The following is a 12,932-nucleotide window of genomic DNA, read 5'->3' on the forward strand; positions in this document are numbered from 1 at the left end:
TCTGGTGAGACCTGCCATCTATGTCAATGGCCGCTTCATGACCCAACCCCTGAGCGGGGTGCAGCGGTTCGCGATTGAAATCTGCCATGCCCTGGCCAGGGTCAGCCATGCGCAGGGACGGCCCACGCCGGTGCTTCTGACACCATCGGGGCATGTTGCCGAACATGATGCACCAGCCCTGCCACGCCGCACGGTGGGTACGCGCCATGGGCAGGTGTGGGAACAATGCGAACTGCCCATGGCTGCACGTAATGGAATCCTGCTCAACCTTGGCAATACGGCCCCCTTATTCGGGCGCCGCCAGATCGTGATCATTCATGATGCAGGCGTATTCGGGCATCCTGAATCCTATTCATGGAAATTCCGGCTGTGGTACCGGGTCCTGCATGTCCTGCTGTCCCGTACGCGTACGCGCCTTGTTACAGTTTCCGAGTTTTCCCGCATGGAACTTGCGCGGTACCTGCGCATTCCCGCCGAACGGATTTCGGTCATGGGCGAAGGGGCAGAGCATATCGTGCGCGCCCCCGCCGACACCACCATCCTGGCCCGTCATGACCTCAAGGCGCAACGCTTCGTCCTCGCGGTTGGCAATCTGGCCCCGCACAAGAACCTTGCGCGGCTGGAAGTGGTGGCGCGTGCGCTGTCGCTGCGTGGCATCCCGCTTGTCATCAGCGGCAGCGTAAACACAACCATATTCAATGCCAGCGGCACACAGACTCTTCCCCACCCTGCCACTTATGTCGGGCGTGTCAGCGACGGGGAGCTACGCGCGCTGTACGAGGCTGCGGCATGCTTCGTGTTTCCATCCCTGTATGAAGGTTTCGGCCTTCCCCCGCTGGAGGCCATGGCCTGTCACTGTCCCGTGGTCGCCGCCGATATCCCCGTCCTGCATGAGATCTGTGGCATGGCCGCGATCTATGCCAATCCCGCCGATCCAGACGCCATCGCACAGAGCGTGGTGCGCATCCTGGACACACCCGTCGTGGCGCAGGAACTGCGGGCCGCGGGCAAGGAGCGGGTTGCAGAGTTCACATGGGACAGGGCGGCACAGTCGCTGTTACAGATCGCACAGGATATGACCGCATGAGGCACATCCATACCTTGGGCTGGACCTTGGACTGGCTGGGGTCGCTATATCTGGGGGGCATGATGGTCATGGCCTGCGCGCAGGGGGCAGGTGCGGCCGCCACGCAGTCGGTATGGTGCAGCATCAGCGATCCCGCCCGCCAGCAGATCTTCATCAGCACTCCCTACTCCCTGCCCATGACATCACGGATGGCGGTATATGCCTATGGCGGCAGGTTTGCCCGCACGGTCAACCTGCGTTTTGGCATGCATGTGGTTCTGGAAGGCGCTTACTGCCATGCCTTTCCTACCCGCCATCGCGCCGCGACAGCCCATGCTGACCTGATCGCACATATGGCGGAGCGTAATTTCAGGATTGTCCCGGTCGGTATTTTCTAGATTCGCGCATAGGAGACGCCCCCATGCCCACAGAGACTGCCCCCCCATTGCGCGCCTTTGTCCAGCTCAGCTACGGCTATGGCGCGACAAACTGGCATACACGCTGGAAAAAGGGCGAGATTCCTGGAATTAACGAACCCTATGCCTATGGGTATTATCGTGCGGCAGGACCCGGCATCGTTATCGCCCAATCCGAGGACAAGGTAGAAGGCCCGCTGTCCCGCCTTGTGCGTTATGGGGTACGCTTCATCCTTGGCTTCGATTTCGTACAGGCCTGGCGCAACCGGGGGGGCATTCTGTCCGCCGACGTGGTCTGGACCCATACCGAGGCACAGGCCCTGGCGGTGCTTTTGCTGTACCGCCTGACATCAGGCGCGTCCCATCCCCCCCTGATCGCGCAGAGCGTGTGGCTGATGGATCGCTGGCCCCATGAACCCGCATGGCGGCGCCTGTTGATGCGCAGCCTGCTGTCACGCGCGGACATGCTGACATTCCTGTCCCCCGAAAACCTGGCGCAGGCACGCCCCATTTTCCCTGGGCAGAGGATGGAATGGATTCCGTTTGGCATCCGTGCGGACGAAATGACGGACCACCCTGCCCCCCGGCATGCACCGGGTGCCCCGATACAGGTCCTGTCACTCGGGAATGACCGCCATCGCGACTGGACCACGCTGATTGCCGCGACCTCCTCCCTGCCTGCCGATGTGACGTGCCATGTCACCATCGCAACCGCCAGCCTTCCCCCCTCTGCCGCCCATGTCACGCGCGTCACCCCGACGCACAACGACGCACTGTTCGGGCTGTATGATGCCGCCGATATCGTGGTGGTCCCCCTGACACATAACCTGCATGCATCCGGCATTACGGTGATCGAGGAAGCCACCTTGCGCGGGCTGCCGGTCATTGCCACGGATACCGGCGGGTTGCGTCATTATTTCGACGGGACATGTGTTTTTTATGTCCCGGTCGGGGATGCACAGGCCATGGGGCACGCCATTGTCACACTGGCATGTGACCCGGACCGATGCGCGCGGATGGTGCGCAATGCGCGTGAACGCATGCACACATGCCTCAATTCCAAATCCTATGCCCTGCGCCATGTCGCGCTGTCGCGCGAACTCCTGTCACAGCGCACATCCACCACACAGGCCCCGATGGCTGATGCGCCCTCCCCCGCCGCACGGAACATGAAAATTACGGTCGGTATCGCGACAAGCGGTCGACCGGACATCCTGCGTGAAACGATCGCGGAATTGGGCCGGCAGACCCATCAGGCACACAGGATCATCGTGTGTGCCCCCACCATGCAGGACATGACCGGACTGACCCCTTCCGAAGGGCTGATCCTCCTTCAGGGGCCGCGGGGCCTGGCGCATCAGCGTAACCTGCTGCTGCGGCATATGGGGGATGCGAATATCGTCGTGTTTTTCGATGATGATTTCCTGCCCGATCCCGACTACCTCGCACACTGTGCACGCGCCTTTGCCATGGACCCCGATATTGTCGTCGCGACCGGGCGCGTACTGGCGGATGGGGCAAAGGGGCCGGGCCTGACGGTGGAGGCCGCGCGCGACATGCTGGCGAACCCGAGCGTGAATGACACGCCCCCCCTGCCCGCCATACAGGCGGCATGGAACGGTTATGGGTGCAATATGGCCTATCGCCTGTCGAGCATCGCATCGGCAGGACTGCGTTTTGATGAGCGCCTGCCCCTGTATGCCTGGTACGAAGACATTGATTTTTCACGTCAACTGGGACGGCAGGGTCGTATCGTGCGCGTCAACGGCGCAAAGGGCATCCATCTGGGCAGCAAATCCGGACGTACGCCGGGGCGAAAACTGGGATATTCGCAGGTGGCAAACCCGCTTTACCTGTCGCGCAAGGGAACGTTCCCCCTGGACCATGCCTTGCGCAGTATTGGCCGCAACATGGCGATGAATGCCATACGCAGCCTGTGGCCCGAACCCTATATCGACCGTCGGGGGCGTATCATTGGCAACTGGCTTGCCATACGTGACGCGATCCTGGGGCGCATTTCACCTGAAAAAATGCTGACACTTTAACCCATGGGGGCTTTTTTCAATGTTCTTTTCACTGATCGTACCGACGCTGGGACGGGTTGAAGAATTACGCAACCTCCTGCTTTCCCTGTCGCAGCAGTCGCTCAGGACATTTGAAGTCATTATCGTGGACCAGAACGGCGATGACCGGCTTGCCCCCGTCGTGACGGAGTTCAATGACAGGCTGAGTATCCTTCACCTGCGCAGCAGCATCCGAAAATGCAACCATGCCCGCAACCTCGGCGCCAGTCGCGCGGGGGGCGATATACTTGCATTCCCTGATGATGACTGTGCTTATACAAAAGACATCCTTAAGACCGTCAACCGAACATTCAGCGGTGTGCGTTCGCCTGAATTCATAACCGGTTCCGTCATCACGCATGAAGGCCATACAGGTCGTTCAGGACGATGGAAGGCCGAGGAAACCGTCATCGACACCCATACTGTCTGGACATGCCTGATCGAGTTCAATTTCTTCATTCGTCGTCACGCCTTCAATGCTGTCGGCGGGTTTGATGAAAATATCGGGCCGGGCACGCCCTTTGGCTCCGCCGAGGGACAGGACCTTGCCTTACGCCTTCTGAAAAAAGGATTTTCAGGTCTTTATCTTCCTGATCTGCGCATCATCCATCCTGACAAGCCCGTTTCCCTTAATATCGCACGCGCTTACAGCTATGGCGCGGGGATGGGGCGGGTCATGCGCAACAACCACCTCAGCCCCGGCACCGTCCTTACATTCATGCTGCGCCCCATCGGGGGAAGCGCATTTTATCTGCTCAAGGGGAATATTCCATTTTTCCGTTATTATGCAATGACATTCCTTGGTCGCGTCAGGGGTTATCTTTCATTATGCACTGGCATGACAGCCGAAGCCTCCCCCACCACCGGATAGGAACGCCCACCCGGTGCATTGGGGGGACTGCGGTGCGACAGCATGCGACGGACCGGTTCATCAACCTTCTTCAGGACAAATACAGAAACCATAATAGCCATGACAAAGACCAGCGGGATTTCGACAATCGCAACGCGTGCATGCACCATTGCCTGGAACAGGCCATTAACCCAGCAGAAAACCGGGTAATGCAGCGCATAAAGCGGGTAGGAGACCTCCCCCCCCAAAAGGGACAGCCGCGTCAGGGCAGCCGGCATCCTGACCCGGGCGCCAGAAATGACCAGCAGGGGGGAGAAGATGGCAATCCATGCCATTTCCACCCCGCGTGAGGCCACACCGGGCCAGAAGAACAGTACCAACATAAGACAGAAACATGTCATGAACATGGACACGCCAGAAATGGCAGCCGGAATAACCTGCGTGAAACGATACAGCGCCACCCCCATGAAAAAGGATGCGCCAACCCTTGGGAAACCGCTCCAGAAAGTGGCGGGCACATCCCCCCCCAGTCCGGTCATCCATACCAGCGGCAGGCACACTCCCACCATGGCCACCGCCAGCAGGCGCTGATCCAGACGACGGGTCATCCACCACAACAGATTGATGAACAGTTCAAGGAACAGAGAATATTGCGGCCCATTGAGCGGAAAAACCTGCGGGCCGCCGATCTCATGGGGCGCAAAGAGATATGGCAGATCAAGTAACGCCAGGACAAGCGCAACACACAACGCCGCATAGGGGACATCCCCACCATTGAGATACGCCCGCAATATGACATAAGCCCCGCCCAGAATAGTGGCCACAACGACCACAGGCATGAGGCGAACAAGACGCCGGCTGAAGAACTGTCCCATCGACAGGCCGCGCGACCCCGTCATGCGCGTGTCATATGAAAGCGACAGCACATAACCGCTGAGGCAGAAAAAAAGGTCCACGGCAAGACCGCTATTGACCGCCAGTTGTGGCACATCCAGCCAGTGCCCAAGGTGATAGATCATCACCGACAGGGCGGCAAAGCCACGCACCCCATCCAAAGCGGCGTAATGATGTCTGGGTGCATCCATGTCCCGTTCCTTTCGCAGATCCTGTCTGCTGCATGACCTCCGCAAGGGAACAGGCCAGTCACCGGACGGGTTTTACATGGGATCAAAAATATTTCCATCCCGCCATGCGATTTCCGTAACAGATGATCCTGTTCATTCCTTTACAGAGCAAGGAAAGACTACAACCCACCCATGACACGGCATGGCAATCCCGGCAGGGGATGCAAAATTCCCCGCCAAATACAGCACGATACGATATATTTTATTATTCCGTGATATAATAAAACAGAAATGAAATATTAAATTTCACTCTATCCCCCAACATCATGCAACCGTAGCCACAGCCCTGTCGTTCGCGAAAAGCAGCCAGAGGCATGGTCCCACCGGCATGTCCCTGCCACACCCGTTCATATCGCAGTGCAGTACCACAGGGAAAATACGATGCATTACCTTGTCACAGGGGGCGCCGGTTTCGTTGGCAGCCATGTTGTCCTTGCCTTGCGCGATGCAGGCCATTCCGTCGTGGTCTTTGACAATCTCAGCACAGGGCATCGTGCCGCGGTTCCGCCGGATGTCACACTTGTTGTCGGCAACCTGTCGGATCAGGCGCTCCTTAACACGGTTATGACGCATGAACGCTTCGATGGTGTCCTGCACTTTGCCGCCCTGTCCCTTGTGGGGGACAGCATGCGTGTTCCCTTTACCTACCTTCGCCAAAACTACCTCAACAGCCTTCAACTTATTGAAATGTGCATCCATCATGCCATTCCACGTTTCGTCTTTTCATCCACAGCAGCCCTGTTTGGCACCCCTGAACAGCAGCCGATCATGGAACATGCCACGGTCAATCCCGGCTCCCCTTATGGGGAAAGCAAGTTCCTGATTGAACGTGTCCTGCACTGGGCCGAAACGATTTATGGAATGCACAGTGCATGCCTGCGCTATTTCAATGCGGCGGGGTCTGACCCGATGGGGCGCGCAGGCGAAGACCACCGGCCCGAAACCCACCTGATCCCGCTGGCGATTGATACGGCGCTGGGCCGTCGCCCCGACCTGTCGATCTTTGGCGCGGATTATCCAACGGCAGACGGGACATGCGTGCGTGATTATATTCACGTCACCGACCTTGCCCATGCACATCTTATGGCACTGGAGCAGATCGAGACCCGCAGCGTTACATATAACGTTGGCAATACAACAGGATTTTCAAACCTTGACGTCATACGTGCGGTCGAACGCGTCACAGGGCGCACGGTGAACTGGTCATGGTCAGGGCGACGGCAGGGCGATCCTGCCACCCTGATCGCGGGATCGGAACGCCTGCGTCGTGAAACAGGGTGGACGCCACGTATCGCCGCACTTGATGACATTGTTGAAACCGCATTCCGCTGGCGCCTGATCCATCCCGACGGATATGCGCTGCCGTCCCCCACCACAGTGCGGGCGGTGGAAGAGACCAGCCCTGCCATCCCCCTGGTCGCAGATTTTCCTTTACCCGCCACACCAGAAGAGGCCTTCCGGCCGTCCTCCCCCTGATAGCGGGAAGATTTCCGCGCCACGCCCTCCCCTCTTCCCGCCAGGTCAGCCGATCGCGGCTGCCATGCCATGGCGGACGTCACCATCACCTGATGCATCAGTATCGCAGAACGGGCAGGATCATATTTCAATGACACCCACGGACCATGCACGCCTGACCCGAATGCAGACAGTATTATTCAATGCAGGCTGGAACATGCTTGGCCGTATCGGGCCGGTTGCCGTCGCCCTGCTGGTGACACCGCCGCTGATTACCCGGCTGGGGCTGGCGCGATGGGGGGTGCTGACCATTGCGCTCAGCCTTGTCGGGACATTCGGTATTTTTGATTTCGGGCTGGGCCGCGCGTTGACACGCGCCATCGCAGAACGTATCGCGGACGGGGAAGAAGAAGAAAGCGCCAGCCTGACGTTAACGGGCATCCTGACACTTGGCCTTTTCGGGGTGATCGGGGGCGGGATCGCAGCATTGTGCGTGCGGTTCTGGGTCTATCACGGGTTGAAGATTCCAGCCGACCTGCAACACCAGACCATGATTGCGATGTGGGTGCTGTGTGGCACCGCGCCACTGGTGATGATCAACGCCGCCATGTGGGGCGTTATGTCGGCGTATCAGGCATTCCGCACGGCCAACCTGATCAATATCCCAATTTCCATCATGTATTATCTTGGCCCGCTGCTTGTATTACAGGTCTGGAACAGCCTGGTGGGCGTTATGCTGGTACTGGCGCTGTGCCGCCTGGCGATGACTGTGGGATATGGTGCGGTCTGCCTGCGTATCATGCCATCCCTGCGCCGCGCACGTCCGGCGTTCGGCCTGCTGCGCCCATTGTTTCGGATTGGCGGGTGGATGACCATTTCCAACCTGATGTTTCCCATCCTGTCCTATATGGACCGCTTTATGATCGCCACCGTCCTGTCCGCTGCGGTCACGGCATATTACACCACCGCCTTTGACGTGGTCGCACGCCTGTCGATGATCACCATGGCAGTGACCAGCACGGCCTATCCTGCAATGGCCGCATGCTGGCGCACCGATACCACCGCAACGGTCGCACTTTATCGCAACAGCATCCTGACAGTGGTGGGATTGCTGTTTCCGTTCTGCCTGCTCGGCTCCCTTTTCAGTCACGATATCCTGACGCTGTGGGTCGGGCCGGATTTCGCGCTGCACAGCACACTGATCATGAAATGCCTCAGTATCGGGGTCTTTGTCTTTGGCATGGATGCGGTGGCCGCCGGTTTCCTTGATGGGATCGGACGGGCGGAAATGAACGCCATCCTCTCGGTAGTGGAGGTGGTGGTCTATATCCCGCTGCTGCTTTTGTTCCTGCACTGGTTCGGAGTTGATGGTGCCGCCTTTGCTTGGGCCAGCCGTAGCGTGATGGACTGCGTGGTGCGCATACGCCTGGGTATCCGCCTTTATCCATGGTTGTCACAGATGCTGCGCCACCTCATTCCCACGGCAATCGCCGGGGTGGGCACGATGCTCCTTGCATTACCGAACATTACGCACCTGCTGGGCGGCGCCATCGGGGCCGGTGGACTTGTGGTGTTCTATACCGTGCTGTGGCGGCAGGGACTGGCCGACGAGGAACGGGCCTCCCTGCGACACGGCATGGCCCAGGCATGGATGCTTGGCCGACAGGGCCTACGCTGGCGCTCTCAGGGCTGAACACGGCCTGAACCGTGAAGGCGGCAAATATCCGCCATGTTGCCTTCCAGCGGCGGGGAATGAGGGTGCTGGGACTGCTGCGGTCTGACAGCCTGCTCTATTATACTGGCCTGCCCCCAATATCATGGGTACGTATCCGACAGGCAAGAAACAGGCTGCCGTTCGATAGGAGCGGGCATCAGGCCCATGCGCGTGTCATGGGGGTCTGCATTAATGGGGCAGATGGTGTGACACACCATGGTCAGCCATGCAGGCTACGCCAGATCATGTACGTCGCCACACAGAAAATCACCCCGGCGAAAAAAACGGTCAGCATCCCGGATGACCCCGCCATACGGCGCGACACCCGCATGCCACCATAACTGCCGAGCGTTCCCCCCGCGATGAACAACACCGCAAGCCCCCAGTCAACATATCCCGACATCATGTAGCTGATGGCGGTACTGAGGCCGAATGCCGCCACCGCCACCAGTGACGTGCCCACGGCGTTGAGTATGGGCATATGTGTCGATGCGATCAGGCCGGGTACGATCAGAAACCCACCTCCAATACCGAAAAATCCCGACAGCAGCCCCGTCACCCCACCAAAGGCCATGACACGCGGTGCGTTGTCGCGATTACACTGCGCATCGGCGCACCCCCGATCATGCCGCCCACGCAACATCAGGAACCCGACACCAATCATCAGGACCGCAAAACACAGCAGAAGTTTCTGCCCATCCACTGCCTTGCCCGCCGATGCACCGACAAGCGCGCCAAGGATCCCGCATGAGGCAAAGATGCCCGCGCACCGCCATTTAACCGTACGTGCCCGTGCATGGTACCCCAACCCGGCCAGCGCATTCGCTGCCACGCTGACGGCGCTGGTGCCGATTGCCACATGTGCATTGGGCACACCCACGACATATACCATCAGCGGCACGGCAAGGATCGACCCGCCCCCCCCGATCAGCCCGAGTGTAAACCCCACGACCACGCCAGACAGAAGTTCAAGCAACAGATGCACCATCTCAGGTGACATGCCCATACCACCCATAAAATGTAAAAACACGCATCGATACCGCCCCCTGCTGTCATGGCCCCACGGCCCGCCACTTACTGCGCCCGCCCGCACCTGGCAGGCCGTGATACGTTTACAGGTATCAGCAGCCTTTTGAAAATCCGCTTCCATGACTTCGCAGGGGGACTGCGGGAATCAACATACATACCCATCCCGACGGACCCGCCAATATAATGCCCGTGCAATGCATGTATTTTATGCAGTGCATGACGTCACCGGCCTTACAAACCGCCAGGCACAATTTCATGCCGAAGCCCCCACGGTTGCAGTGGGGGCAAACGTTTTACCTGCGGCCCCTGTTTCAGGAAAGACGACGCCATTGATGTTTTTCCCGGAACGGGATTCACAAAAAGCTTTTATTATTCAGAATATTACAAATCTCTAGCGGACGGACAGGGTTTCCTGAAGACGTTTCAGTTTTCCTGCCAGATATCAATAGTAAATCACGAAGATCAGACGCCCCATGCCAGCACTGGCGCAGCCACAGGCGGTATGAAAAACCCAATGACATGGCGGATGCCGTCCGCCTGCATGACCTGCGCAAAAAGGATGACGTTCTTGCCTGTTGCACTGCTGGCCCTTGCGATCGGGGCGTTTGGGCTTGGGACCACCGAAACAATCGTCATGGGCCTGTTGCCCCAACTTTCCGATGGGTTGGGCGTTACCATCGCACAGGCCGGAATGCTTGTGTCGGGATATGCGATCGGCGTGACCATTGCCTCCCCCCTGGTCGCAATCATGACCAACAGCCTGTCGCGTCGGGATACGCTGTTGCTGACGATGGCGATCTTCATCGCGGGAAACGCCTGCAGCGCAGTGGCGCCGGGATACTGGTCGCTGATGATCGCACGGGTTCTGACATCATTTTCCCACGGCACGTTCTATGGCGCAGCGTCCATCATGGCGGGCAAGCTCGTTCCGCCAGAAAAACGCGCCGAGGCCCTGTCCCTCGTCTATATCGGGCTGACGCTGGCGATGATCCTGGGCGTCCCGCTTGGCACGGTTGTGGCACAGATGACGTCATGGCGTATCGCATTCTGGCTGATCTGCTGTGTGGGTGCTGCCGCCTGGGGCACCATATGGCTATGGATTCCACAGGACGGAAAGGCTGGCCCCACCATACGCCTGTATGAACAGTTTCGCGCCATGACGCGCCCGCTGGTCGTCACAATGATGCTGGTTTCCATGTGCACATCCGCCAGCATGTTCACGCTGTTCACCTATATCTCGCCATTCCTGCACATCCGGACGGGCCTGACGGAACATGTGATTGATGGCGTCCTGCTGATGATTGGCGCGGGCCTGTGTCTTGGGAACCTGTTGGGCGGGCGGCTGGCGGACTGGAAGATGCTTCCATCCTGCGCGGGCCTGATGGGCGCGGTGGCCATTATCCAGATCCTGCTTGCACCAGGCAGCCTGCATGTATGGAGCTGCCTCGTCCTGCTGTTCCTGTGGGGCGTGTGTATCTATGCCCCCATGGCGCCGTTGCAATCCTATGTGGTGGCCTGTTCTGGATCTGCCCCCAACATTGCCGCAGTGATGAACCAGAGCTCGTTCAATTTCGGCAATGCCATAGGCGCATGGGCGGGGGGAATTCTGGTGGGAATGCACGGATCATATGGCGGCCTGCCGATCCTGTCGGCAGGATTTGCCGCGATCGGCTTCGGATTGGTTATGGTGGCGCAATATTTCCAATCCCGCGATAGAGTACGCAATACTGCCCCCCATGCGGACGCGTCGGGGTCAGGTTCGGGGCCGGTGCCTTTGCAATCCTGAAACATCATGCCCCGCACCCAGCCACAGACCGCCAAAGCACATATTACGACACGATGCGCGCAGACCGAGGAGCTTCCTATGCCGGAACTGAACAATCCCGCCACCCTCGCGGAAGTCACCGCCATGTCAGACCTGTATGAACAGGCATTGGCCGATAACCGTATCGAAACCCTTGATGGCCTGTTTTATGACGGTCCGGAAACGGTACGATATGGCGTGGGCGAAAACCTTTATGGCGCGGCAGAGATCGCAGCCTTCCGCCGAGCCCGTACCGGTGGGTCGCCGCCACGCACGGTCCTGCGACGCGTCATCACCACACTGGGGCAGGATGTGGCGACGGTTGACCTTGAATTCCAGCGTATCGGGGGAACCCGCATAGGCCGCCAGAGCCAGACCTGGCTTCGTACACCCGACGGGTGGAAAGTCATCGCCGCGCATGTTTCGCTGATGGCCGACATCTCCTGATACGTAAATACGGGCTTTCCCACCCATAACAGCCCGTAAAAACCCGGAATAAAAATACATCTTTTCTTGCCGCCGGATCATCTTTACCCACAAGCCGAAAATCTGTTCATCACGATTGAGGAACAGGGAGGAAATTCCCCTGTTTTTTGGCTGTAATATGCGGATTTTATGAAATCCATATGGAATATACCACCTGTTCGCGCGGCAGCCATTCCATAGGTGAGTAGGTCAGAGGTTGCCGGAATAAATGAAAAAGCTGTAATGATGCGGACATTATTGCATCGTTACGGCCATACCCTGTCATGGACATCGCGGTTGGACCAAACGTCTTCGAGAGGCGACGCTAAATGGCTACAGAGCAGCGCTGTTTTCCTGCTGACCTACATCTTTCCACCCCCAACGGTGCGCGACTGAACCGGCTTTTGCGCATGTCGCGCCGTGATGTCCTGATGGGTGGGATGGGGGCCGCACTGGCTGGCGCCACCGGGGCTGCGGCCGCCACATCCGATGATGCCGACATCGCGGCATTCATGGCCGTGTCACAACGCCTGACGGATCGTGACACCCTCGACATGCGAATTGGCCATGCCCTGTTCGCGGGAATCGTTCATGCCACGCCCACGCGCCGCGACCAGGTCAGCCGCCTGCATGACCTGATGACCAAAAACAGCTTTGCCAGCGCGCATGACCTGGCAAAGGCCGCCGAACAGGCTGACCCGGGTTTCAAGGACGTCATCCATGACATCATGACGGGGTGGTACCGCGGCCTTGCGGATCACAAGGTCGTCGTCTACCGCTCCGCCCTGATGTTCGACATCACCAAGGACGCCGTCTATCCCAAGACCTATGCGGCGGGTGGCCCGTTCTACTGGACCCAGACCCCACCGGAAGTGGCCGTTCCAACCGGCGAGCCAGCCCTTTCGCCCTCGACATTCGTCGTGGAACCCACCTGACAGCCGGAGCG

11 protein-coding genes are annotated in these 12,932 nt (G+C 58.9%); 9 read left to right on the forward strand and 2 right to left on the reverse strand.

Features of this window, described 5'->3' with window-relative positions; translation table 11 throughout:
* Positions 1-4 precede the first annotated feature (4 nt).
* The 4 genes from IFJ82_RS10525 to IFJ82_RS10540 are packed head-to-tail and all read left to right on the forward strand — an operon-like array spanning position 5 to position 4,416.
* Positions 5-1,087: a glycosyltransferase family 4 protein gene (locus IFJ82_RS10525; RefSeq protein WP_040510680.1), complete on the forward strand. Its 1,083-nt coding sequence runs from the start codon at positions 5-7 to the stop codon at positions 1,085-1,087.
* On the forward strand, positions 1,084-1,464 hold the full coding sequence (locus IFJ82_RS10530; RefSeq protein ID WP_192264490.1) for a hypothetical protein: 381 nt from the start codon (positions 1,084-1,086) through the stop codon (positions 1,462-1,464). Before IFJ82_RS10525 ends, IFJ82_RS10530 begins: the two co-directional genes overlap by 4 nt.
* A 23-nt stretch (positions 1,465-1,487) precedes the next feature.
* Positions 1,488-3,527 (forward strand): glycosyltransferase, encoded by a 2,040-nt coding sequence (locus IFJ82_RS10535; RefSeq protein WP_225578630.1) that lies wholly within the window; start codon positions 1,488-1,490, stop codon positions 3,525-3,527.
* Between the two features lie 19 nt (positions 3,528-3,546).
* A complete protein-coding gene (locus IFJ82_RS10540) occupies positions 3,547-4,416 on the forward strand; it encodes a glycosyltransferase family 2 protein (RefSeq protein WP_003619314.1) in 870 nt (289 codons plus the stop codon).
* Here IFJ82_RS10540 and IFJ82_RS10545 read toward each other — a convergent pair.
* Positions 4,362-5,480, reverse strand: a complete 1,119-nt coding sequence (locus IFJ82_RS10545; RefSeq protein ID WP_192264491.1) for an acyltransferase family protein — start codon at positions 5,478-5,480, stop codon at positions 4,362-4,364. The two genes, IFJ82_RS10540 and IFJ82_RS10545, sit on opposite strands and share 55 nt — an antisense overlap.
* Positions 5,481-5,900: 420 nt before the next feature.
* On the opposite strand from IFJ82_RS10545, the gene galE reads away from it, so the two are divergent.
* Positions 5,901-6,995: a UDP-glucose 4-epimerase GalE gene (gene galE, locus IFJ82_RS10550; RefSeq protein WP_062809252.1), complete on the forward strand. Its 1,095-nt coding sequence runs from the start codon at positions 5,901-5,903 to the stop codon at positions 6,993-6,995.
* A 130-nt stretch (positions 6,996-7,125) separates the two neighbouring features.
* The gene (locus tag IFJ82_RS10555) at positions 7,126-8,667 is read left to right on the forward strand and encodes a flippase (RefSeq protein WP_003619307.1); all 1,542 of its coding nucleotides are present in this window, start codon (positions 7,126-7,128) and stop codon (positions 8,665-8,667) included.
* Between the two features lie 241 nt (positions 8,668-8,908).
* Here IFJ82_RS10555 and IFJ82_RS10560 read toward each other — a convergent pair whose 3' ends face one another.
* Complete coding sequence (locus tag IFJ82_RS10560; protein ID WP_075595199.1) at positions 8,909-9,688, reverse strand: sulfite exporter TauE/SafE family protein; 780 nt, start codon at positions 9,686-9,688, stop codon at positions 8,909-8,911.
* A 588-nt stretch (positions 9,689-10,276) separates the two neighbouring features.
* Between IFJ82_RS10560 and IFJ82_RS10565 the strand changes: the two genes are divergently transcribed.
* From IFJ82_RS10565 to IFJ82_RS10575, 3 genes are all read left to right on the forward strand, one after another.
* The gene (locus tag IFJ82_RS10565) at positions 10,277-11,503 is read left to right on the forward strand and encodes an MFS transporter (protein WP_225578631.1); all 1,227 of its coding nucleotides are present in this window, start codon (positions 10,277-10,279) and stop codon (positions 11,501-11,503) included.
* 78 nt (positions 11,504-11,581) lie between these two features.
* Positions 11,582-11,968, forward strand: coding sequence for an oxalurate catabolism protein HpxZ (hpxZ, locus tag IFJ82_RS10570; RefSeq protein WP_040511838.1), 387 nt, complete (start codon positions 11,582-11,584; stop codon positions 11,966-11,968).
* A gap of 347 nt (positions 11,969-12,315) precedes the next feature.
* Complete coding sequence (locus IFJ82_RS10575; RefSeq protein ID WP_062809256.1) at positions 12,316-12,921, forward strand: sorbitol dehydrogenase family protein; 606 nt, start codon at positions 12,316-12,318, stop codon at positions 12,919-12,921.
* Positions 12,922-12,932 lie beyond the last annotated feature (11 nt).

It is taken from the genome of Novacetimonas hansenii, assembly GCF_014843995.1.
Taxonomy (GTDB): Bacteria; Pseudomonadota; Alphaproteobacteria; order Acetobacterales; family Acetobacteraceae; genus Novacetimonas; species Novacetimonas hansenii.

Coding starts and splice junctions, on each gene's coding strand:
- IFJ82_RS10530 (WP_192264490.1), top strand. CDS start 1,084: ATGAGGCACATCCATACCTTGGGCTGGACCTTGGACTGGCTGGGGTCG.
- IFJ82_RS10535 (WP_225578630.1), top strand. CDS start 1,488: ATGCCCACAGAGACTGCCCCCCCATTGCGCGCCTTTGTCCAGCTCAGC.
- IFJ82_RS10540 (WP_003619314.1), top strand. CDS start 3,547: ATGTTCTTTTCACTGATCGTACCGACGCTGGGACGGGTTGAAGAATTA.
- IFJ82_RS10545 (WP_192264491.1), bottom strand. CDS start 5,480: ATGGATGCACCCAGACATCATTACGCCGCTTTGGATGGGGTGCGTGGC.
- galE (WP_062809252.1), top strand. CDS start 5,901: ATGCATTACCTTGTCACAGGGGGCGCCGGTTTCGTTGGCAGCCATGTT.
- IFJ82_RS10555 (WP_003619307.1), top strand. CDS start 7,126: ATGACACCCACGGACCATGCACGCCTGACCCGAATGCAGACAGTATTA.
- IFJ82_RS10560 (WP_075595199.1), bottom strand. CDS start 9,688: ATGTCACCTGAGATGGTGCATCTGTTGCTTGAACTTCTGTCTGGCGTG.
- IFJ82_RS10565 (WP_225578631.1), top strand. CDS start 10,277: ATGACGTTCTTGCCTGTTGCACTGCTGGCCCTTGCGATCGGGGCGTTT.
- hpxZ (WP_040511838.1), top strand. CDS start 11,582: ATGCCGGAACTGAACAATCCCGCCACCCTCGCGGAAGTCACCGCCATG.
- IFJ82_RS10575 (WP_062809256.1), top strand. CDS start 12,316: ATGGCTACAGAGCAGCGCTGTTTTCCTGCTGACCTACATCTTTCCACC.